This is a genomic window from Rhizobium sp. BK512, from assembly GCF_014194915.1.
GTDB lineage: Bacteria > Pseudomonadota > Alphaproteobacteria > Rhizobiales > Rhizobiaceae > Rhizobium.
Genome location: NZ_JACIAS010000002.1, coordinates 69,939 through 90,718, shown reverse-complemented (window position 1 = coordinate 90,718; position 20,780 = coordinate 69,939). Strand labels below are relative to the sequence as shown.

Annotated in this window: 31 protein-coding genes; 13 read left to right on the top strand and 18 right to left on the bottom strand. The window is 59.9% G+C overall.

The annotated features are described in order from the left end of the window. Positions 1-63: 63 nt before the first annotated feature. From FHX06_RS06310 to FHX06_RS06295, 4 genes are all read right to left on the bottom strand, one after another. Positions 64-450, bottom strand: a complete 387-nt coding sequence (locus tag FHX06_RS06310) for a cupin domain-containing protein (RefSeq protein WP_183878518.1) — start codon at positions 448-450, stop codon at positions 64-66. Further along, positions 447-1,928, bottom strand: a complete 1,482-nt coding sequence (locus FHX06_RS06305) for a 4-hydroxyphenylacetate 3-hydroxylase family protein (RefSeq protein WP_183878516.1) — start codon at positions 1,926-1,928, stop codon at positions 447-449. Before FHX06_RS06305 ends, FHX06_RS06310 begins: the two co-directional genes overlap by 4 nt. 11 nt (positions 1,929-1,939) lie before the next feature. After that, positions 1,940-2,464: a flavin reductase family protein gene (locus FHX06_RS06300; protein ID WP_183878514.1), complete on the bottom strand. Its 525-nt coding sequence runs from the start codon at positions 2,462-2,464 to the stop codon at positions 1,940-1,942. 83 nt (positions 2,465-2,547) lie between these two features. Further along, a complete protein-coding gene (locus FHX06_RS06295) occupies positions 2,548-3,228 on the bottom strand; it encodes a GntR family transcriptional regulator (RefSeq protein WP_183878512.1) in 681 nt (226 codons plus the stop codon). 236 nt (positions 3,229-3,464) lie between these two features. On the opposite strand from FHX06_RS06295, the gene FHX06_RS06290 reads away from it, so the two are divergent. Both FHX06_RS06290 and gltS read left to right on the top strand, forming a co-directional pair. Continuing rightward, complete coding sequence (locus FHX06_RS06290; protein ID WP_409564338.1) at positions 3,465-4,145, top strand: LssY C-terminal domain-containing protein; 681 nt, start codon at positions 3,465-3,467, stop codon at positions 4,143-4,145. 132 nt (positions 4,146-4,277) lie between these two features. After that, positions 4,278-5,483: a sodium/glutamate symporter gene (gene gltS, locus FHX06_RS06285; protein ID WP_183878510.1), complete on the top strand. Its 1,206-nt coding sequence runs from the start codon at positions 4,278-4,280 to the stop codon at positions 5,481-5,483. Positions 5,484-5,610: 127 nt separating this feature from the next. Here the strand turns inward: gltS and FHX06_RS06280 are convergent, their stop codons facing one another. After that, entirely contained in the window at positions 5,611-6,063 is a 453-nt protein-coding gene (locus tag FHX06_RS06280; protein WP_112546539.1) for a winged helix-turn-helix transcriptional regulator, read from the bottom strand. A 111-nt stretch (positions 6,064-6,174) separates the two neighbouring features. Here FHX06_RS06280 and FHX06_RS06275 point away from each other — a divergent pair, with 111 nt between their 5' ends. Beyond that, complete coding sequence (locus FHX06_RS06275; protein ID WP_183878508.1) at positions 6,175-6,912, top strand: hypothetical protein; 738 nt, start codon at positions 6,175-6,177, stop codon at positions 6,910-6,912. A gap of 22 nt (positions 6,913-6,934) precedes the next feature. Here FHX06_RS06275 and FHX06_RS06270 read toward each other — a convergent pair whose 3' ends face one another. The 5 genes from FHX06_RS06270 to FHX06_RS06250 form a co-directional block, all read right to left on the bottom strand. Then, complete coding sequence (locus FHX06_RS06270) at positions 6,935-7,429, bottom strand: GFA family protein (RefSeq protein WP_113016087.1); 495 nt, start codon at positions 7,427-7,429, stop codon at positions 6,935-6,937. Positions 7,430-7,530: 101 nt separating this feature from the next. Then, the gene (locus FHX06_RS06265) at positions 7,531-8,325 is read right to left on the bottom strand and encodes a transglutaminase domain-containing protein (protein WP_183878506.1); all 795 of its coding nucleotides are present in this window, start codon (positions 8,323-8,325) and stop codon (positions 7,531-7,533) included. Positions 8,326-8,432: 107 nt separating this feature from the next. Beyond that, on the bottom strand, positions 8,433-8,648 hold the full coding sequence (locus FHX06_RS06260; protein WP_409564337.1) for a DUF3237 family protein: 216 nt from the start codon (positions 8,646-8,648) through the stop codon (positions 8,433-8,435). A 122-nt stretch (positions 8,649-8,770) separates the two neighbouring features. Then, a complete protein-coding gene (locus FHX06_RS06255) occupies positions 8,771-9,004 on the bottom strand; it encodes a hypothetical protein (RefSeq protein WP_112546535.1) in 234 nt (77 codons plus the stop codon). A gap of 166 nt (positions 9,005-9,170) precedes the next feature. After that, entirely contained in the window at positions 9,171-9,545 is a 375-nt protein-coding gene (locus tag FHX06_RS06250) for a VOC family protein (RefSeq protein ID WP_183878504.1), read from the bottom strand. Positions 9,546-9,613: 68 nt separating this feature from the next. On the opposite strand from FHX06_RS06250, the gene FHX06_RS06245 reads away from it, so the two are divergent. Further along, positions 9,614-10,060 carry a MarR family winged helix-turn-helix transcriptional regulator gene (locus tag FHX06_RS06245; RefSeq protein ID WP_112971862.1) on the top strand — a complete coding sequence of 149 codons (447 nt, stop codon included), beginning with the start codon at positions 9,614-9,616 and terminating at the stop codon, positions 10,058-10,060. Between the two features lie 45 nt (positions 10,061-10,105). On the opposite strand, the gene FHX06_RS06240 is transcribed toward FHX06_RS06245, so the two are convergent. Both FHX06_RS06240 and FHX06_RS06235 read right to left on the bottom strand, forming a co-directional pair. Further along, on the bottom strand, positions 10,106-10,510 hold the full coding sequence (locus FHX06_RS06240) for a PAS domain-containing protein (RefSeq protein WP_112546687.1): 405 nt from the start codon (positions 10,508-10,510) through the stop codon (positions 10,106-10,108). Positions 10,511-10,710: 200 nt separating this feature from the next. Next, positions 10,711-11,430 carry a helix-turn-helix transcriptional regulator gene (locus FHX06_RS06235; RefSeq protein WP_183878502.1) on the bottom strand — a complete coding sequence of 240 codons (720 nt, stop codon included), beginning with the start codon at positions 11,428-11,430 and terminating at the stop codon, positions 10,711-10,713. A gap of 93 nt (positions 11,431-11,523) precedes the next feature. Here FHX06_RS06235 and FHX06_RS06230 point away from each other — a divergent pair, with 93 nt between their 5' ends. Continuing rightward, complete coding sequence (locus FHX06_RS06230; protein ID WP_183878499.1) at positions 11,524-11,946, top strand: RidA family protein; 423 nt, start codon at positions 11,524-11,526, stop codon at positions 11,944-11,946. Positions 11,947-12,011: 65 nt separating this feature from the next. Here the strand turns inward: FHX06_RS06230 and FHX06_RS06225 are convergent, their stop codons facing one another. Continuing rightward, positions 12,012-12,596 (bottom strand): glutathione binding-like protein, encoded by a 585-nt coding sequence (locus FHX06_RS06225; RefSeq protein WP_113016092.1) that lies wholly within the window; start codon positions 12,594-12,596, stop codon positions 12,012-12,014. 123 nt (positions 12,597-12,719) lie between these two features. On the opposite strand from FHX06_RS06225, the gene FHX06_RS06220 reads away from it, so the two are divergent. From FHX06_RS06220 to FHX06_RS06200, 5 genes are all read left to right on the top strand, one after another. After that, positions 12,720-13,088: a winged helix-turn-helix transcriptional regulator gene (locus tag FHX06_RS06220; protein WP_113211799.1), complete on the top strand. Its 369-nt coding sequence runs from the start codon at positions 12,720-12,722 to the stop codon at positions 13,086-13,088. A 100-nt stretch (positions 13,089-13,188) separates the two neighbouring features. Then, on the top strand, positions 13,189-14,073 hold the full coding sequence (locus tag FHX06_RS06215) for a GyrI-like domain-containing protein (RefSeq protein WP_183879179.1): 885 nt from the start codon (positions 13,189-13,191) through the stop codon (positions 14,071-14,073). A 576-nt stretch (positions 14,074-14,649) separates the two neighbouring features. Further along, entirely contained in the window at positions 14,650-15,144 is a 495-nt protein-coding gene (locus tag FHX06_RS06210; RefSeq protein WP_183878497.1) for a hypothetical protein, read from the top strand. Continuing rightward, on the top strand, positions 15,141-15,998 hold the full coding sequence (locus FHX06_RS06205) for a hypothetical protein (RefSeq protein WP_183878495.1): 858 nt from the start codon (positions 15,141-15,143) through the stop codon (positions 15,996-15,998). Before FHX06_RS06210 ends, FHX06_RS06205 begins: the two co-directional genes overlap by 4 nt. Before the next feature lie 194 nt (positions 15,999-16,192). Continuing rightward, positions 16,193-16,384, top strand: a complete 192-nt coding sequence (locus FHX06_RS06200) for a DUF6494 family protein (RefSeq protein ID WP_112546528.1) — start codon at positions 16,193-16,195, stop codon at positions 16,382-16,384. Between the two features lie 33 nt (positions 16,385-16,417). Here FHX06_RS06200 and FHX06_RS06195 read toward each other — a convergent pair whose 3' ends face one another. Next, on the bottom strand, positions 16,418-16,954 hold the full coding sequence (locus FHX06_RS06195; RefSeq protein ID WP_113016094.1) for a BA14K family protein: 537 nt from the start codon (positions 16,952-16,954) through the stop codon (positions 16,418-16,420). A 349-nt stretch (positions 16,955-17,303) separates the two neighbouring features. Between FHX06_RS06195 and FHX06_RS06190 the strand changes: the two genes are divergently transcribed. From FHX06_RS06190 to FHX06_RS06180, 3 genes are all read left to right on the top strand, one after another. Next, positions 17,304-18,365, top strand: a complete 1,062-nt coding sequence (locus FHX06_RS06190) for a class I SAM-dependent methyltransferase (RefSeq protein ID WP_112546684.1) — start codon at positions 17,304-17,306, stop codon at positions 18,363-18,365. A 133-nt stretch (positions 18,366-18,498) separates the two neighbouring features. Then, entirely contained in the window at positions 18,499-18,792 is a 294-nt protein-coding gene (locus FHX06_RS06185) for a hypothetical protein (RefSeq protein ID WP_183878493.1), read from the top strand. 120 nt (positions 18,793-18,912) lie between these two features. Then, entirely contained in the window at positions 18,913-19,116 is a 204-nt protein-coding gene (locus tag FHX06_RS06180; RefSeq protein WP_112546526.1) for a hypothetical protein, read from the top strand. A 190-nt stretch (positions 19,117-19,306) separates the two neighbouring features. On the opposite strand, the gene FHX06_RS06175 is transcribed toward FHX06_RS06180, so the two are convergent. From FHX06_RS06175 to FHX06_RS06160, 4 genes are all read right to left on the bottom strand, one after another. Continuing rightward, positions 19,307-19,513 carry a hypothetical protein gene (locus tag FHX06_RS06175; protein WP_183878491.1) on the bottom strand — a complete coding sequence of 69 codons (207 nt, stop codon included), beginning with the start codon at positions 19,511-19,513 and terminating at the stop codon, positions 19,307-19,309. Positions 19,514-19,552: 39 nt separating this feature from the next. Then, complete coding sequence (rpsU, locus tag FHX06_RS06170) at positions 19,553-19,795, bottom strand: 30S ribosomal protein S21 (RefSeq protein ID WP_112546524.1); 243 nt, start codon at positions 19,793-19,795, stop codon at positions 19,553-19,555. Between the two features lie 28 nt (positions 19,796-19,823). Continuing rightward, complete coding sequence (locus FHX06_RS06165; RefSeq protein ID WP_112546523.1) at positions 19,824-20,114, bottom strand: cold-shock protein; 291 nt, start codon at positions 20,112-20,114, stop codon at positions 19,824-19,826. 148 nt (positions 20,115-20,262) lie between these two features. Then, entirely contained in the window at positions 20,263-20,472 is a 210-nt protein-coding gene (locus FHX06_RS06160) for a cold-shock protein (protein WP_112546522.1), read from the bottom strand. Positions 20,473-20,780: the final 308 nt, after the last annotated feature.

Genomic DNA, 20,780 nt, shown 5'->3' with positions numbered 1-20,780 from the left:
CGTATAAGACGAGATGGTCATTGGCTGCTGAGGCTGCAGGAGGCGGCCACCCCGCGTCAAAATCTATGGTGCGTCATAGTAGTGGACCTCCAGCAGCAGACATCCCGTCTCCGATCTGAATGGTCCGTGAAAGACACCGGGCGGACGGCAGGCATAGGTATGGATGGAGAAGGTCGTCGCCAGTTCTGTTCCATCGCCGACGATCAGGTCGCCCTCGAGCAGATAGACCTCCTCCCAGTAATCGTGGACAAACGGCCGGTCGGTCCGCGCACCCGGGCTGAAGCGGAGCAAGCGGGTGCGGCTGCCTTTGCCCCCGGTCTCGTCCAGGCGTCCCGCCAGTATCTTCTGTTCGATGCCGGGCGGATAGCCGGAAGGACCATGCCAGCCGGTATCCATGTCGACGCGGTGGAACTCCTTGTGCTCCCGGAAGGCCGAAATCGGGAAGCTCATGCCGCCACCGCGGCATCGGCCGGACGCTCGCCCTCGAGCGAATAGGAATCCAGCATCTGGTCGACGAGCCTTGTGCCGGAATGCCAGTCGAAGGTGCGGAAGCTGTGGCCGGTGGTGACGAAATTCGCCCCAGCATAGAACATTTCGTATTGTGTATGGCGCGAGGCGAATTCCGAGCCGATCGCATCCCAGGCCAGCTTGAACAGCTTCACCCGTCCTTCGGCGCTCGTTGCCGGTGATTGCTGCGTCCTCTCGATCAGTTCCTTCAGCTGCGGGTCGGCGAAATCGGCGACGCTCGAAGGCAGCATGATCAATCCGCCGCCCGCCAGTTCGCGCAGGGTCGAGATCACGGTGGGATAAAGTTTCTGGGTCAGCACCTGCGCCGAATAGAGCATGTGCGCATCCGGGATGAAATAGCGGCCGCGCATCTGCCCCTTGACCTCCATGGCGTGAACAAAGGCATCGACCATGGCGTTCTGGGCTGCCAACGAGCCGAGGATCTCACGCACCTGCGGGAAATTGACGATGCCATTGGTTTCGGCAATGCGATGCGCCAGCCCCGACAGGAAGCGCATCTTCACCATCAGGCGGATCTGCGCCTGATAGTTCTGCAGGACATGCGCCGGCGTGCCATGAAACTGCCGCTGGCACATCTTGATATCCTGGTTGATGAATACCCTGTCCCAGGGCACCTTGACGTCATCGAAATAGAGGACCGCATCGTTCTCGTCGAAGCGACTGGCGAGCGGGTTGTCGAACACGCTCACCGCATGTTCCTCGTAGGATTTGCGGGACATGATTTTCATGCCGCGCGCATTCATCGGGACGGCGAAGGAGACGGCATAGGGCTCGTCTCCCTCCGACAGCGGCTGGATGCAGGTCACGAGGACCTCGTTGGCCATGATCGCACCCGTCGCCAGCATCTTTGCGCCGCGGATCGTCAGGCCCTCCGCATCCTGATCGACGACACCGGCAGTCAGCGTGCGGTCCTGTTGCTGGCTTGCCGTCTTCGACCGGTCCGCCTGCGGATTGATGATCACGTATGTCAGGTAGAGATCGCTGTCGCGGGCATGGCGATAATAGTCGGCCAGCGCATCGGCGCGCTTCGGATCATGATCCCGGAACACATCGATCCCCATCATCATGCCGGACAGGCAGGAGGCGACATGATCGGGAGCGCGGCCAAGGAAACCGCAATGCAGTGTGGCCCATGTCTCCAGCGCCTTGCGTCGCTCCACGAGTTCCGCGTAGCTCGCCGGCATCTGCCAGATCCGGCTTGCGCGGTCCCCGCTCTCCGTCTCGCAGGTCATGAGCGACCGGTTCCGCTCCTCGCTCTGGAAGTCATAGAGCCGCGCCACGGACCGTACCGTTTCGCGAAAGGCCGGATGCGCGGTGACATCGCCCGCAACAGCGCCGTTGATGAACACCTGCCTGCCGTCGCGCAGGGCTTCGATATGCTGTGCACCTGTCTTCAACATCACTACCCCCTTCAATAGTGCGAGGCCAACGGCCACGATTGATCGGCGAATCCTTCATTTTCCAGGGCGGCGTAGCGGCCCTTGGAAAAGACCAGCGGATGGCGGTCTCGGAACGTGCGGAACGAGATGACTTTGCCTATGAAAAGAAGATGGTCGCCGCCCTGATGGACGGCCCAATGCGCGCAGTGAAACACCGCCGCAGCACCCGGCAATGTGGGACCGTGCCCTACCCCGGTCTCGCAGGCGATCCCTTCCCATTTGTCGGTCAGCGACCGCGAGAAGCGGCCCGAAAGATCCGCCTGGTTTTCCGAGAGAACGTTGATCGTGTAAGCAGTTGCCTGCTGCCAAAGCGGCAGGCTGGCCGCACGGCGATCGATGCTGAACAGGACCAGCGGCGGGTCGAGCGAGAGAGAATTGAACGAACTGATCGTCACACCGAGCGTCTCTGCGCCGACGACACTGGTGACCACGCACACACCGGTCGGAAACTGCCCCAACGCCTGCCTGAATGCATTCACGTCGAAAACTGGTTCCATGTCCGGCCCCCCGGTGCTGATCTGAATTATCCGATTGCCATTCCTGCTTTCCTGTCAGCCTCAAGTTTGCGTCCGCGCAGCGGCTATTCCGCAGCCCGAGAGACGGCAGCCCGGCCGCCGAAAGCCGGTGCCCGCAATGCCGTCAGCGTCCTCGCCAGATGCTCGCCGACCGCCGCCACCGCCCGTCCCGGCTGGCCGGCCCGGATCGCATCGACAATTGCGCGATGTTCGACCAGGACCTCGTCGATCCGGCTGCCGACGGAGATGGCATGCACGCCCATCCTGACCTGCCGATCCCGCAGGCTCTCGTAGAATGTTGCGAGAACCGCGTTGCCCGCTGCCCGCACGATTGTCCGGTGGAATTCCCGATCGCTTTCGATGAAGGCGACGGGATCGTTGCGAACCTGTTCCTGCCGCGCGATCATGTCGTCCAATCCATCGGCGACGCTGCTGCCGAAACTGCTCGCCTGCTGCGCGCACCATTCTTCGACGAGGCGCCGTGCCTGCATGATATCGTCGATCTCGGCCTCGGTGATCGGCGCGATGTAGGCCCCCTTCTTCGGCATGATCTTGAGCAAGCCGTCGGCTTCCAGCCGCAGGAAGGCTTCCCGCACGGGCGTTCGGGAAACTCCGGTCTCCCGGCAGACCTGCGACTCCGTCAGGAAAGTCGTCTCATGGCGGGGCAAGGTCAGCACGTGCTGCTTCAACCAGGCATAGACCATGTCCTGGGCGGCATCCGGCTGCGAAGAGAATGAAAGCGACATGCACCTGCTCCACGAGCTGATAAACAACTTGTATACAACATGCGTATCAGAATTCAAGCAGTTTCTAATGAACGCTATCGTCGGCGCGACAGTCGACGTCCTGTGCGTTTGCTTTTTGCTTCGATCGAGATCGAGCGGACAACTGCAAATTATGAATGTCGCCGCCGCATGTTCGGCGTATGATCCTCCCTGGCAATCTGGGGGGATTTCCAATGCGTCATCGCACGAGAATCCGCATGGCGACCAGCACTGTGGCTGCCCTGCTGTTCACATATTTGCTGCTTGCCTATTTCGTCATTCCCGAAATCTGGATTTTTCACGATGCCGACCGCGTTGCCAAAGTTGGCAACATGGTCACGACCACCGAGCAGGGTATTCCCGGCGACCCCATCAATGTCGGTCTTGTCGGTTCGAAGGAAGAGGTCATCCGGGCGTTCGCGGCGGCCGGATGGGATCCTGCCGACAAGATTACCTTGCGCACATCGATCGATATCGGACTGAGTGTGGTGCTTGATCGGCCTGATCTGGATGCGCCGGTCAGCCCACTGCTTTTTGAGGGCAGAAAACAGGATCTGGCTTTCGAAAAGCCCGTCGGCAAAAGCGCCGACGAACGCAACCATGTTCGTTTCTGGCTGACCGAACAAACCGGCCCAAATGGCCGCCCGCACTGGCTGGGCTCGGCAAGTTTTGATCGGGGCGTCGGCTTCAGCCACGATACCGGTCAAATCACGCATCATATCGGCCCTGATGTCGATGCAGAGCGCGACCTTGTCATCAGCGACCTTCTCAAGGCCGGGCAACTTTTGTCGAGCTATGAGATCAATGGCATCGGACCGACCAAAGACGGTCGCAACGGCGGCGGCGATCCCTATTTCACCGACGGAAAGGCTCTCGTCGGCGTGCTTCGAAACCAGTAACGGGCAGCAGGAGCCGGATGCCGCACGATGTCCCCGGGAGCAGCGAGGGGGCGAAACAATATTTTCACTGGTTCAGTCAAAGCGCGTGTGTCAGTGTTTTGCAACCGATACGTCTGACGGTGAAGGTGGCACATGTCGACAATACAGGTCCCGGGACTGCTGTCGTTCACCATAGCGATCCTCGTGTTCTTCGCCGGCGCGAACCTCAATCGGCTCATCCCCGTCCTCACCCGCTGGAGCATCCCGGAAGCCGTCACGGGCGGGCTGCTGGCAGCGCTCGTGACGCTCGTCGCCTACGAGTTCTTCGATATCGAGATCAGCTTCGAGCTTGCCGCACGCGACATGCTGCTGCTTTACTTTTTCACTGGCGTCGGCCTGAACGCGCGGGTCTCCGATCTCTTTGCCGGAGGCAAGCCGTTTCTCATCCTGCTGGCCCTCACGCTTGCGTTTCTTGTCATCCAGAACCTCCTTTCCATGGGGGCGAGCGAAGTGCTCGGTCTTCCCCAAGGCATGGCAATCCTTCTCGGTTCGATCTCACTGATCGGAGGGCACGGCACGGCGATTGCCTGGGCACCTATCGTGTCGAGCCGTTTCGGCCTCACCAATGCTCTCGAAATCGGCATTGCCAGCGCAACGCTCGGCCTGGTCGTCGCCAGTCTGATCGGGGGACCAATCGCGCAGTATCTGATCGCCCGGAATGGTCTGAGTGGCCCCAAGGACGAGGAGCTGACGATCGGCGTGTCGCGGGATGCCGTTGCCGGCCAGGAAGACGATGTCAGCTACATCGGCCTGTTGCGCACATTGCTGGTGACAAATGTTGCCATCATCATCGGCTACGCCCTGCACGAGCTTATCCTTGAAGCCGGGATCAATCTTCCGCTGTTCGTCGTCTGTCTGCTGGTCGCCATCGTGATGACGAACAGCATTCCGATCCTGGCTCCGAATTTGCCCTGGCCGGCACACACCCGCGGTCTGGCGCTCATATCCGATCTCTCTCTGAACGTATTCCTGGCGATGTCTCTGATGAGCATGCAGTTGTGGGCCTTGAGCGGACTGGGCCTTTCGCTCGCGATCGTGCTGGCGGTGCAGACGCTTGCGGCCATTATCTACATCATCTTCATCGTGTTCCCGGCCATGGGGCGCAACTACAATGCGGCAGTCATTTCCGCCGGCTTTTGCGGGATTTCGCTCGGAGCCACCCCCACGGCAATAGCCAACATGACGGCCGTCACCAAGATCCACGGAGCAGCGACCATCGCGTTCATCATCCTGCCGCTCGTCTCCGCATTCTTCATCGATCTTGCAAACGCAGCAGTGCTCGGGTTCCTTGTCCGGTGATTGGTCCCGCTCTCTCTCTGTGTCGTGATGCGAGGAGATCGCAATGGCCGATGCGTGGAACAAGGGCCATCTTGAGCGGGGGGCAGCGGTGTTGCCGCTGCCCCCTTATGAGGGCCCAGGGCTGGGCTCAACGATCCCGGGGATCAATGCGAAACTGTTGAGAGTCCAGAGGCCGGCCGTCGCGGGCTGCAAGCTGAAGCTTCTGCAAGGGTTGCCGGTTCAGGCTGTCCACGATCGCATAGTTCAGTTCACCCTCTGCAAAGCAATGCTCCTCCCCCCATTGCCAGAGAGCGACGAGGACCACGCTCAGCTGGCGCCCTTTCGGCGTCAGGAGATAGAGATGGCTGAGTGCGGAGTCAGGGTCCGGCTCCACCGTGAAGATGCCCTCCTCCACGAGCTTTCGCAGGCGCACCGACAGGATGTTCTTTGCGAGCCCGAGGCTCTTCTGAAACTCGGAAAACCGTCGAAGCCCCTTGAAAGCCTCCCTGATGATGAGGAGCGACCACCAATCGCCGACGGCTTGCAGAGACCGCGCGATCCCGCACTGGGCATCCCCCATGTCAGTTCGCTTGCCCTTCATTTTTCCGCCTTTCATCCGAATTACGGTTGCAAAGTTAAACCATATCGGAATAGATGTCGATAGGTTTCAAAGTTAAACCTTTATGATCATCACGAACCGGAGGCTCTCGAAGTGACCGACCTATTGGATCTCGCAATGGAAGCGCATGGCGGCCTGCAACGCTGGCAGCAGATCGAGCAATTGCATGCACATATCAAAGTTGGCGGCGCGGTCTGGCATGTGAAGGGCTGGCCGGATGTCTATGCCGACATCCACACGTCGGTCTCCGCCCATCGTCCGCACACCGAATTCACCCCCTTCCTGGAGAAAGGGCAGCATTGCGTCTGGGAACCGGAGCAAACATCTATCGTTGCTGACAGCGGCGACGTCATCGAACATCGTGCCGCACCGCGTTCCCTATTTGAAGGACATACGATCACCACACCCTGGGACCGGCAGCACCTGATCTATTTCACCGGCTATGCCATGTGGACCTATCTGACGACGCCGTTTCTCTTCACGCTTCCCGGTTTCAGGACGGAGGAGATCGAGCCGTGGCAGGAAGAGGATGAAACCTGGCGCCGGCTGAAGGTAACCTTCCCCTCAACCGTCCCGAGCCATTCCACCGTGCAGACCTTCTATTTCAATGCGGACGGCCTGTTGCGGCGCCATGACTACAGCGTCGACATCATGGGCGGCACCAGGAGTGCCAACTATGCAAGCGACCACAGGAGTTTCGCTGGTTTGATAATCCCGACGAAGCGCAGGGTTTACGCAACCGGCCCGGACAACCGGCCGATCCTCGATCGGGTCGCCGTCTCGATCGATCTGCTCGATGTCGGCATCGAGCCGCAGCCCATCCCCTCGTGACCGGGGGAATAGGAGCTAGCCATCACGCCCCCTTGACCATCCATGAACTCGTATCGTGGTCAGGGTGCTGGTTGCTGCTCTCCTTGATCGCCGCAGCCCAGTCGGCACCGTTGGTTTCGGTCGCACCGGTATTCTCTATGCCCGTGATCGTATCGAACCACCCCACCATGTTCTCGGTGCAGGTACTGGCATGCGGCGGAAAGGCGTGCGGATCGTCGAGCGAACCGATCATCAGATTGGTGCGGCCGTTTTCGAGGTGGTGGAAAAACAAGGGTGTGCCGCAATTGGCGCAGAAGCCGCGCTCCACAAGCTCCGAGCTCTTCCAGACTTGAGGCCTGCCGCGTGTCCAGGTGAGCGCATCGTCGGGCGCGGCGACGAGCGCGGCAAAGACGTTGCCCGAGGCTTTCTGGCACATGCGGCAATGGCAGAGATGCGAATTGTCGTGCATCGCGGTTGCGTGATAGCGCACGGCCCCGCACTGGCAGCCGCCGCTCACTTCCCTCTCGATCCGCTCCATTTTTTCTCCTCCTTCAAAACGCGGGCTTGTGGTCGATCTCTTTTAGGTTTTCGTTTTTTGATCGTCCAGCACAGCCGGCCTCTCCAGCCACGCAACCCAACTTAGGCTAGCCAGTCCGGTTTGTGGGCGACGAGCGACTGATCCGGGCAGGCCGCGAGATCATCCAGCCATGCCAACTCATCGGGTGGCACCTGCCGGCTTGCCTCCGGTGCCTCGCGCCAGCGATCCCATTTGGAGGTCTCGCGATCGTTCAGGACAAGGTGGTCGCGCAGGACATTGATCTTCAGGAACCAGAGGCCGGTTGTGCCGCCATGGCCGAAGCTTGCCGGCTCGGCCTCTCCGCGGCGGCATGTCAGCCAGGCTTCCCCTGCCATGAGGAAAGCGCTGCGGGGCATGTCGGCAGCGTCGAATTCAATGTGTTTCCTGCTTCTCAACATCGCGTCAATCTGTGCATCGGCAAGCCGCCACTCGCCCGTCCCGCCATCCCGATATTCGCAGATCCAGTGATCTTCCCACTCCGTCGAAAAATAGGATGCGAAGCCGCATCGCACACGCGCGGGAACGCCCTTGCTGCGGAGAAATGCACAAAGCATCAGCGCGAAATCCCGGCATGTTCCAACGGATCGCCTGTCGGCCGGCCGCGCCTGGGCGAGAGGACGGTCGTCGCGCTGCATGATGTCGGCAAGCCGTTCGGCGATCGGCAGGGTCTGGCGCGCACCCGGCCCGAGCCTCGAGGCGTCGAGACCATAGTCCCCGAGCCAGCTGGAATGCACCAGCAGGCCCTGGACGATGCCGGCGAGATGCCCGACCTCGTCAGGCAAAGCTGCGATAGCCTCCGCCTGTTGGCCGGGGTCCGACATCGGCGTGTGGGCGGTCCATCGGTCGAGGCTGGTCATGCTGGCTCCCATTGATGGCTATGGTCGCCAGCCAAATCCATCATCGGGCCGCCGGCAAGGTCGGGAAACGGGCAATTCGACCACATCGCCGCCGTCGCGCAGCGAATTCATAGAATCTCGAACACATCGTATTCGACACCATCAGCGAGACGCTCATCGACGCTCTGGGAGGAGCGCCTCACGCCGCGACAGGTCATCAGGACCAGACCGCCGTCGTCAGCGGCAAGCAGGAGCCTGACATCCTCCTGAAACATACCGTCCGCGCGTCCGAGAAGGAGGTCGGAACCGATCAGCGGCGACCTCGTGATCGACGTGATCCGCAAAGCCGCCGCCGCAGTTCAAAGCGCCCGTCAGATCTCCAACGACGCCAGAGAGGCCGCCGTAAAGTGGGCTCTCGTAAGCTTTATTTGCCGCTCTGCCCGGTTGAGCCGGTCAGCCGGCCTCATTAGGCCGAGTATTTCACCGTCACGCCGCGCTGGCGAAAATATGCCTGCATCAGCTTCCTGCCTTGACGGTTGTTCTGCACGAGCCTGGCCGGATCGAATACCGCTTCTTTCACACCCGCCCGAGCCAATGCCGCCTTGAGAGCAGCGATGTGTGTGTCGAGGTCGGCATTATCGGCATGCAGCGATTCATAGATGCGGTTTGTCGCATCCGCTACGGTCAGTTCGCTCACAATTGCACTCCTGTCATTGTCTGGCTGGCGCGCTTAGCACCTTTTTCGGCTTGATCCTATCGCAATGACAAACGTCCATGTCGATGGGCGCAATCGATTGTAAGATTGCGCCTGCCTCCCCCAGGCCCGTGCGGCCATCAGGGCAACATCGTCCGTGCGGCCGCGGCTTCTACTGCCTCGCCAGGACGGTATGCGCCGTGATCGTATAGCCGAACGGATCGACGAAGGCGAAATAGCGCCCGAACGGACCGTCCTTCGGCGGGAAGGCTATGGGAACGTCGCGCTCTAAGAGATGCGCATGCAGTTCGTCGGCATCGTCGCAGCCGAACCAGATCGCGATGCCGACCCCGAGCTTGTCCGTGTCGTCAAAGTCCCCGATCGGCGTGCGGACGGCGAAGGGGATGGGCTGCGTTTCGAAAACAACCGCACCTGGAGGGGCTTTTGCCGAAGGCGTGAGCCCGACAATATCCTGGTAGAAGGTCCGTGCGGCGTCCAGATCCCTTGTCTGTATCCCGATGAAATCCGGTCCAATGAGGCGAGCCATGAGCTGTCTTCCCTTTTTATACCTAACGCAGTATCGTCAGGGGCCTGATATAATATAAGGACCCTGATATGTCCAGCCTGATTGATCCCCCGGTGGATGACACCTACCGTTCGCTCGGATATGCGCTGAAACGGGCCCAGCAGGCGCTGCGGGGCCATCTCGACAATGAACTTCGAAACATCGGATTGACGACCCCGCAATATTCGGTGCTGGCGGGGCTCGAGTTCAACGCGGGCCTGTCAAGCGCGGAGCTGGCGCGGCGCGCCTTCGTGACAGCGCAAACGATGCAGTCCATCATCGCCACACTCGAACGGGACGGCCTCGTGAAACGAACCGCCCACCCGGTGCATGGCCGGGTCCTGACGACCGAACTCACGCCGGACGGCCGGTCGGCATTGCGCGCGGCCCACGAGATTGTCGCCAAGGCGGAAGCCCTGACCCGAGACGCCGTTGCACCCGGCGATCCGGAGGTCATCTATGCAGCCTTGTTACGGATAGCAGAAGCCATGCGGTGACATCAGCATCGCAAGCGACCGGCGCGAATCGACGGCAACAGCCGTCTAATGCGCCACCGGTTTGGCATTCTCGCAGTCGGTCACCGGCACGACGATGCCGGAATAGAGCACGGGCGAACCGCTCTGGTCGCGAAAGGCCCGGCCGAAGGCCGCGACCGTCCGGTAGCGGCCATCGCTGCCCTGGACGCGATAGATGTTCTGCTGGGCAATTTCGGCGACGATCGCCTGCGAGATCGTCTTTGCGAGATCCGGCTTGTCATCGGGATGGACTCGCTCAAGATAGTCTTCCAGCGGCAGGCCGCGCACCGTGGCGTCGGCATCCATGCCGAAAAGCTCGGCGAGCGCGCTGTCTGCGAAGACGAGGTTCCTGACGATATCCCAGGTATAGATCCCCGCATCCGAGGCCACTTCTTCGACGATCTCGAACGAGTGAACGGCTTTGCCAGTCATTGCCTGCATGTCCCTGCGACTATTTTAGTCGAAACTAAAGGTTTGACGGGCAACTTCAAGCTAGGGCCGACCGCAATGCGGGCACCATGGAAACGCACACGGCCGCCGTTGCTGTATCAAGGGCCGGGTTGTCGTCGAGCCAGCCTTCCGGCGTCCCGCATCTCAGATATTCGGCGTCTGCCCTGGCCCTTCGCCGATGCTCAGCGCGCCATTTCGCTGAACGGACAGACATCATCCTCGAAGGGCACGTGCCTTCGACGAAACTGCGTGCCTTCCACGATCTCCGGCGCGCTGATCCGATCCATACGAAAATGCCGGAAATCCCCGCGCGCGGTATCCCAGCCGACGAGATACCAAAGTGGCGGCAGGATGAGCATGGCCTGCGGTTCGGCCTCGCGCAGCGTTTCCATTCCCCTGGCGTCACGGTAGCGGAACCGCAGATGCAGCCGCTGCAGAAACCCCGTCTCGAAGGCCGGCAGCAGCCCGGAATCGATCGAGCCAATGTCCGAAATATCCTGCCTGGGCGACAATTGCCCGACATAGAGGCAGTCGAGAAGCCGGCGCAGGTCCCGCACCTTGTCGGCCGAAAGCGCCTTTTCGATCTTCGCAAGCCCGGCATCGGCGAGATCGGAGAAAGGAAGGGAGCGTGCCGCGCGCATGGCCGCCACGCTGATCAGGAGCGCAAACACCTCGGTGACCGAGAGCCGGGCCGTGGTCTGCACCGATTCCGGGTCGAGCTGCAGCCCGCCACCCCGGCCGGATTCGGAATGGATGAGAAAACCCTGCTCGCGCAGCGCCCCGATGTCGCGCAGTACCGTTCGCCTGGAAGCACCAACCTCCTCTGCCAAATCATCGACTGTCGAGCTTCCGTTGCGCCTGAGGATGCGCACGATGGCGTCGTGTCTGAGGCGGATGTTCATTTGCGCACCCTGGAGCTTTCCCGATATTCGGTGCCAAAATCTGGCACCGATTCACCTTAGGCGTGTCATGGCAACCCGACAAGGAGACAGACCATGACATCCCATCAAACCCTCGCCGCAACGCCTGTTATCGTGAACCCCTCCCATCTGCACGACCCGACACCGCACGGCTACAGCACGGCGGTCATCGCCCCAGCCGCCGGCCGGCTGGCCTTCATCTCGGGCCAGGGCGCGTACGACCGGAACGGCGCTCTTTCGCCGGACTTCGCTGCCCAGGTGGAACAGGCTTATGCGAACCTCGCCGCCGTCATCGCAGCACTTGGCGCCCGCCCCGACCAGGTCGTGAAACTGACCGTCTACGTGGTCGGCCACGATATGTCGAAGCTCGGCATACTGACGGAGACCGTCACGCGCATGTTCGGGAACAGGCTGCCGGCACAGACGCTGGTCCCGGTGCCGAGACTCGCGATCGACCCCATGCTCTTCGAGGTCGAGGCTGTCGTCCTCCTGGATTGAGCGGCGGCCCGCGCGAAGAACGGCTGGCCGGCTGAGTACCTTCGCCGGCCAGCCGGACCGCCTGATCAGCCGAGCCCTTCCTCGGCAAGGGCCTGCGTCACGGAAGGCAGCGTTCGCATATGCGCGAGGAACCTGCCGAGCGCCTCCGGCAGTTCGACGCCGCTCCTCGGCGCGACCGTCAGCACCCAGAACAGGTAGCAATCGGCAATCGTCATCTCGTCGCTGACCAGGAACGTCTTGTCGCCCATCTGGCCGGCAAGGATGGCGAAGGCCTGCGCGAGCTTTTCGCGGGCGCGCTCCTTCTCCGGCTCGGGGAAATTCCGGAAGAAGGGCTGGTACCGTGAGTGGATCTCCGACGACATGAAGGCGAGCGCCTCGAGCGCGCGCCAGCGTATGATGCCGTCCCCGGGCAGGAGCTTGCCGCTCGTCTCGGCGATATAGGCCAGGATGACCTGGTTCTCCGTCAGGATCGCTCCGTCCTCGAGTTCGAGCGTGGGAATGTAGCCCTTGGGGTTGATCGACAGGAAATCGCGCCCGTCCTCCGTCGTCTTGTCATGCCGGATGCTGGTGAGCCTGTAGGCAAGCCCCGCCTCGATGAGCGCGATATGATCGGCAAGGCTGCAGGCGCCGGGATAGTAGAAGAGGTTCATGGTGGTCTCCTGGTGGTGACCCGCCCGCCGGCTTCGCCGCGAGACAAGGTCTCAGATGTTGACCACGGCCATTTATGGGACCTAAAATTATCCGTCAAAAGCATATCTTTGGGAGCTGGTCAGATGGATGTGACTGCAAGGCCGGCAGGCGCCGACTGCCGGGGTGTCAGCGAGATCCTCAGCCGGGTCGGCGATAAATGGACGATCCAGGTCGTCGTCGCACTTCGGCTGGGTGCTCTCCGCTTCAACGGGCTTAAGCGCCAGATCGGCGGCATTTCGCAGCAGATGCTGACGCGAACGCTGAAGACGCTGGAACGAGACGGCATGATCGCCAGAACCGTCCACCCCAGCACCCCGCCGCAGGTCGAATACACCTTGACCCCGCTCGGGCACTCCCTGTCGGAAACCGTCCGCCACCTGGCCGACTGGGCGGCTGAAAACAGGGGCAGCATCGAGGACAACCGCCTGCGCTACGACGCCGATCACGCATGAACCGACCTGCCTGTTCCGCAGGTGCCGCCAAAACCGCAAGATCGGTCGAGCGGATCGCCCCTGCCCGCGTTTAGTTGGAGCCGCCACGGAGGACGGAATGATGAAGGCGGCGCTTCGAAACTACCATGCCCGGATGCAGCGGGTGCTCGATCACATAGACCGGCATCTGGATGACGATCTGGACCTGGACGCGCTGAGCGCTATCGCAGCCTTTTCGAAGTTTCATTTTCACCGGCAGTTCTCGGCAACCTTCGGTCTGTCGGTGCATCGCTATGTCCAGCTCGCCCGTTTGAAGCGCGCTTCGCACCACCTGGCGTCAAACGGCGACCAGAGCGTCACCGACATAGCAATGGATGCCGGTTACGGTGCACCGGATGCCTTTGCCCGCGCCTTTCGGCAACGGTTCGGGCAATCGCCTTCCTCGTTCCGGAGATCGCCCGACTGGGCTCCGTGGCTTGCCGCCTTCGGGCCCCTCGAAAACGCAAGGAGCAAGCTCATGCAGATAACCTATGAAGAAGACGACGTGACGATCCGCGAAGTACCGCCAACCCCGGTGGCGATCCTGGAACACCGGGGCGACCGGGCAAATCTCGGCACCAGCATCGAGCGGTTCATCGCCTGGCGCAAGGCCGCCGGCCTGTCACCCGAGACAAGCCCCACCTTCAACATCTTCCGTTCCCCGAGAATCCCCGCCAATCCGGCCGATTACAGCATGGACATCTGTGTCGGCACCGACCGGCCGATCGATGCCGACGACGAGGTGATGAAATCAGGCGTGATCCCGGCCGGCCGCTGCGCGGTCATCCGCGTCGTTCACGATACCCACAACCTGGAACCCGCATCCCTCTATCTCTACCGGGACTGGCTTCCGGCAAGCGGCGAGGAAGCCCGCGATTTCCCGATCTATTGCCAGCGGCATTTCTCCTTCTTCCCTGATGTCCCTGTCCATGAGGTCGTCGTGGAATTGTTCCTGCCGCTGAAATAGCGCGAGCCGATGGCGGCCCGCCCTTCTGAGACCAGGGATGGGTGGGCCGCTTCAGGCTGTGCTTCCCGATGTGCCCGCGACCGCCTCGCTTGCAGGGCGACGGCCCCGCAGCGGCCCCGCGCGGTGAAGAGGACCGGCTCTAAAAGGTTCATCCCATTCCATCAGAACCGAAATTATTGGCTGCACAAAGAGGTGATGATTCTATGATCGGACCAAATGCAGAGGAATGTTGCAACCAATTACAGCTATTTACGGCCCAGATCAGTGGCTATAAATTGAATATAATTTCCGAAAAACGCCGGACCAATTCAAGATTTATTTTGAAGCTGCGGTAAACTAATATATAAATACACTACATTAATAAATAAATTTACAACCCATACCCCAAAAAGTTAAGTGATAAGGAAAGAGATCGCGGAACTTTTTCCGATTTAATCCCGCTCTAAAAGAAACTCAAAGAAGAAATACCAGTTATTATTTATTAAATAATTTCTTCGGAGAAATTGTGAGGATTATGCGCTTTACGAGTTGGTGAGACGATGAGAGCAGGCCTAGGCGCCTATTAGGAACCGTAGCATGGCAGTTGAATCGGGACAATCAACTACAACGACTAACGCTGCATCTACCGAAGAGCCAAAGGAGTCAGCACCGGGCATTTCGCGCTTTGCAACATCGGGCGATATATCCGACCTATGGGTCGGAGCGATTGTCGTTTTCATGATGTTTGGCAGTTTAATATTCTTTGCCTGGAGCTATGAGAACGGAACTCACTTCAACCTATGCCTTCTGAGTGGAGTGCTAGGTGCGGCGCTTGGTTGGACAGTCGGCATCATCATTTCACCTTATAGCATCACTGAGAGGGAGGCCTTCGCTAGCATCGGGAAGCTCGTTTATGGCTTCTTGAGCGGATATGCTTTCAGCAAGATAGACCCGATCATTGGAAGTCTTATAGATCCCAAAACAGCTACCCCAACTGTAGCCATCTATGTAACCGTCGCCTTGGTTTCGTTCCTGGCGTCAGCCGCATTTACATATATTAGTCGGTCCTATTGGCGTGGGGACACCAAATGAGCGACGAATATATTTTCTCGAATCCTGGTGACATCGCATTCGTTCGGGAGAGTGACTGGCTTAGCAAATCAATCATACTCGGGCAGAAAGCTCTCGGTCGACGTGGAGCACGATTCTCACACGTGTTGGTTTGCGTCGCCAATCAAATTTGGGCACATGCGACTCCTGAGACCGGCGTCGCCGTATGTTCGGAATCGCAGTATTTCGACCAAGGAAGATTTGAGGAGATTTTCGTCGTTCGCCCCCATCTGCCTGAGATCGAGCGTGGCGATCGAACGCCTTTTGAATATGCGTTTGCTAAGGTGCGAGCTGAGATAGCAACTGCCGACCTTTGGTTAGCCAACTTGTTTTATTTCCATAGCCAAGCCTACGATCTTTCTGTTGGCTTCTCTCCCATTTCAGCAAACCGAGCTCGCTATTGCTCTGAATTGGTTGCGAAGGTGTATAGTCTATGCCTTCCGGCAACATTGCCGATCGGCAACAGAAAGCGCATTTTTCCGCACGACCTGCTCCAGCTAACTTCGAAAGCGAGGTTTGACGACGTCACTCAGCTATTCCTTAAGGGACGCGAGACAGACGCTAAGCTTCTGCTGCAGTCGTATCCCGTGGAAGAAGCGATCAAGTCCTATCTCCAGGCCGCTGAGCAGAAACTCATCGCAACCATAGCACAAATCGAAGCGCTCGAGCTGTCCGTGGAAACCGACACATTGATAGATCGTCTATCCGGCCGCAAAACTTCCCTCAGTGAACATAAAAGATATGAATTGGAGAGGCACGGGCAGGTGTCCTGGCAATCGAGAGAAGCGGCGGAACGTGCGCAAGAGCGAATAAGAAAAATGATCGACCGCGCATGAACGCATCGCCGGAGGCTGTCTGTCATTGGAGAGCAGACACTCGGCAGTGCAAACCCGATCCATCCACACCAGCCATCAACTGCGGGCCTCTCGATTTGCCGGCTCGCGCTGAATATCGCCACCGCGCCTCCCATCCAGCTTTCGCGACCGGCCGCCTTCCCGTACAATCCCTTCCTCACATGGGGGATATCATCATGAGCGAAGACGCCTTCAACATGTCCATCCGCAAGTTCCTGAAGGAAGTCGGCGTGACCTCGCAGCGCAAGATCGAGGAGACCGTGCGCGACGCGCAGATCGGCGGCAAGAAGCTGAAGGTCCGCATGACGCTGACGGCGGAAGGCACCGGCCTCAACCACGTGGTAGCAGGCGAAATCGAACTTCCCTGAAGCCTGTCGCGATCTCCACGCTGTCAGCGGCTATCAATATTGCGGCGAGACGCACGCCTGCCTTGGGCCGTGATAGGGCTGGAACGTGTTGTCGTAAGCCCTGTAGGACCGGTAACGCGCAAAGCACCAGCTTACATGGCCGTTGCCGCCATAGTAGGCCCGGGGATAATAGTAGGTCCGGGGATAATAGTAGCGTCGTGCATAATATCGCGTCGAGCCGTAATAGTACGGACCGGAATAGCCGCCGTAGTAGCCGGGATCATAATAGCCGGAGCCATAATATCCGGAGCCGTAATATCCGGGCTGCGCCAGCATTCCGCCGATGATCGCGCCTGCGGCCAGGCCGCCGAGCGCCCAGCCCCAGCCGTCGCCGCCATGGTGGTGGTAGTATCCGCCGTGACCGCCATAGTAGCCGCCGTGATAGCCGCCATAGTAACCGCGGTAGCGTACCAGTTGCGCCTGCTGTGCCTCGACATCAGGGGCGGCGGCCATGGTGGGAAACGCCTCGGCCGGCAGTGCGCTCGCCAGCGCCGTTGCCAGCGACAGGGCAATGATTGAGAGCCTCTTCATTGGCTTCACCTCCGTCTGCATCCGCCGCGCGTCATTATACCGCGGAAAGGACGGCGTGGCACTTAATTTCCGGGCCTGTCTGGTGTTGCTGGAGGGGTGACTTCAGTCGGCATTTCCCGTCCCGACAGCATCGGCCCGAAGACCGGCCGCAGTTTCCGGAACGCATGACGTGACGTTTCAATGCGGAGCATCTTCACCCGGTTCCCTAACCCGCCGGTCCCCTAACCCGAATGCAGCATTGACTGCCTGCCGCTCCGGCCTAGAATCATCAGCGGGTCGAACTGTCGGACTGGGGCTGGCGCATCTTGAGGAGGGTGCCATGCAGAAAACCGATAAGCAGAAAACCGATATGCAGCAACCTGACATGCAGAAAGTCGATGCACTCGTCGGTCGCCTCGTGGGCGATCTCGGCGCCAGTGTATCGGGCGTTCTCGTCGTGCTCGGCGATCATCTCGGGCTGTTCCGGGCGATGATGGACGGGCGGCCGCGCTCGTCGATGGAGCTTGCGGAAACGACCAGTCTCACGGAGCGCAATGTGCGCGAATGGCTCGCCGCCATGGCGGCTGCCGATTACATCACCTATCACGAGGCCTCGAACAAATTCGCCATGACGCCCGAGCAGGCGCTGGTCTTCGCCAATGAGGAAAGCCCTGCCTTCTTCGGCGGCGCCTTCGAGATCGTGCAGTCCATGTGGATGGACGAGCCGAAGGTGGAGGATGCCTTCCGCACCGGCAAGGGCCTCGGCTGGCATGAGCACAGCACCTGCCTTTTCCGCGGCACCGAGCGCTTCTTCCGGCCGGGCTATAACAGCCATCTCGTCACCGAGTGGATCCCGGCGCTGAAGGGCATGAAGGAAAAGCTGGAAAGCGGGGCGGAAGTCGCCGATGTCGGCTGCGGCCACGGCGCCTCGACGATCCTGATGGCCCAGGCATTCCCGAAATCGCATTTCCACGGCTTCGATTATCACGGTCCGTCGATCGAGCGGGCAAAGCGCGCCGCAAAGGACGCCGGTGTTGCCGACCGCGTGACCTTCAGCAAGGCATCGGCCAAGGATTTCCCGGCCGGCGACTATGATCTGGTGGCCATGTTCGACTGCCTGCACGACATGGGCGACCCTGTCGGGGCCGGCCGCCATATCCGCGAGACGATGAAAAAGGACGGCACCTGGATGATCGTCGAGCCCTTCGCCCATGACGGGCTGAAGGACAACCTCAACCCCGTCGGCCGCGTCTATTACGGCGCCTCGACGATGATCTGCACGCCCGCCTCCATGGCCCAGGAAGTCGGCCTCGGGCTTGGCGCGCAGGCGGGCGAGATGAAGCTGCGCAAGGTGGCGCTGGACGCCGGATACCACCACTTCCGCCGCGCCAGCGAGACGCCGTTCAACATGATCTTCGAGGTCAGGAACTGAACGGATCTGGGTGAGATGCGGGTGCAGGCCCTGACAGCGAGCATGTCAGGGCCTGGGCTCGTGCATGTTGGTCATTTGCCGTTCTGCCAAATCAGAATAGGCTCCATGCGAAGAACCTTGCCCCGAGAGCCTGATGACCCTCTTCTGGATTGCATCCCTTCCCTTCATGGCGGTCTTCATTGCCGCCCTGGCCATCGGGCGTGCGAAAAGCCTCTGGCTGCCAATCGCGGTTGCAGTTGCTTCACTGGCCGCAGGCACGCTCTGCCTTCATTCGATTATGGTCGCCCCGACCTGCGCGACCGGTGAAAGCGAATGCCTCGGCGTAACGGTGATCGCCTATCTAATCGCTGTCTTCTGGTGCGCTCCGGGCATTGGATTCGCGCTGCGACTTTACAGCCACCTGCGTTCGGACTTCCGGCGCGGGTAGGTTGCCCGCTCCCGGGACCGGAACTAGTTCGCAAGCTCTTAAGTATTCATTCAACAACATGCTGTGAAGCGGGAACTATAACCGATTGCGCCGGTTATATTCGCAGCAAAGGATAAGGCCATGACCAGGGTCCTGAATTCACGCACAATCATTATTTCGGCAGATCGTCTTGATGATTGCAAGGAATACCTCGGAACCGACTTCCACCAGCTGATCGACCATGCTCTGAGCGTCGGCTGGTCCATCGACGAGGTCATTGTCGCACTCAGCGGCCTCGCAGAGGAAGAAATCGCCGTGCCGGAGCGAGCCGTCACCTTGCATTGAAATCCGCAACCGATCGCCATAATTCAGAAGGCCGGGCTTCGAAACCCCGGCCTTTTCGTGACTGCTCTGGAAATGTGGCCTCACCTAAGATGGCGGCCTCCATGAGGCCCGGCGCCATCACCAAACACAAAAAACGGCGCTCCAGAGAGCACCGCTTTATCATGCCATGGCAAGGCGAGGCACAGAGGCCCTAAGCCTTCTTGCCCGCTCTCGGCTTTTTCGGCGGCGCCGGGACCGCCTCCTGCGCGAGCCTCAGCGCGCGCAGCTTTTCGGTCTTCTTCTGCCTAGCGACAGCTTCGCTTTCGAGGATACCCTTGGCGACAGATGTCGTCTGCTCGGCCTTCGCCTGCGGCGAAAGCTTTTCGGGCTTGAAGAAAGTGTCTTTCGTCTCGGTCATGTTTCCTCCTTGTCGATGGAACGGGAGACCGGGAAGGCGTCAGCGGCCGCGAGCAATCACCTTCTTCTTCGGTGCCGGCAGCAGGCCTTCGCGCTGCGCCTGCTTGCGGGCGAGCTTGCGGGCGCGGCGGATCGCTTCACCCTTTTCGCGGGCGCGCTTTTCCGACGGCTTTTCATAGGCGCTGCGTTCCTTCATTTCGCGGAACACACCTTCGCGCTGCAGCTTCTTCTTGAGCACGCGGAGGGCCTGATCGACATTGTTGTCTCGGACGAGTACCTGCAAGTTTTCTCCTTAATCAGCGTAGCTGCTGTTACTTCCTGATGCGGATCACGTTCGAATTGATCCAGCTCGATTTCGGCTTTTCGGGCGCCGCCTCTGCTTCTGGAAGCGAAGGCGACGAAGGTGATGCCTGGACGTCGATGTCATCCTGGCGGATGCTGCGCTCGAAATTCTCGTTCTGAAACCGAACGCGATAGTGGACGAAGCCCTGCGCGGCCGGCAGAATGGACAGAATGTCGCCGGAGCCCGAGGGCTGCGCGCCGCCGAGAACACCATGCTTGAGCATGATGGTGTCACCCGGACTGTAACGACGATATGCCATGCCGTTCTACCCTCATGCAATAAAAAATGAAAGGCCGGGACTGCTCCCGACCTTCCCAGATCCTGACTTTTTTCAGGCCAGGCCCTGGCCTCGGTCAACGTCTCCGCGCGCCAGTACATCCGTGGTCGCGCGAAGTCGTGACAAGTTCTTATTCAGCGCGGAGGTTGTCGGCAGAGCTCTTGCCCGAACGGCGGTCCTGCACGATTTCGTAGCTGATCTTCTGTCCGTCTGCGAGCGAGCGCAGGCCAGCGCGTTCAACTGCAGAAATATGGACGAAAACGTCGGTGCCGCCGTTATCCGGCTGGATAAAACCGAAACCCTTGGTGGCGTTGAACCACTTGACTGTACCTGTATTCATAACGATCTCCTTTCAAAGCAACCGTTGAAACTTCCCGCGATACCCTGCGGGCTTGGGTCGATTATTTGGAAGGAAATCTGACGAGAGCAAATAGCTCCGCAACGACGTCACAAGCAATGGTCGATAACGGCAATATAAGGTCAATTTTAAATTTGGCAACAGATTTAGGCACAAAAACTTCGAATCACCTGCAAGTTTCTGTTGTAATATACTGATTTTTCTATGGAATATTATTCGTTTAGCGACCGTTGGCAGGCGTGCTGCGGTGCGACCGCCCTGTCCGCCAGCCTCCTTGCCGCGATTCGCCT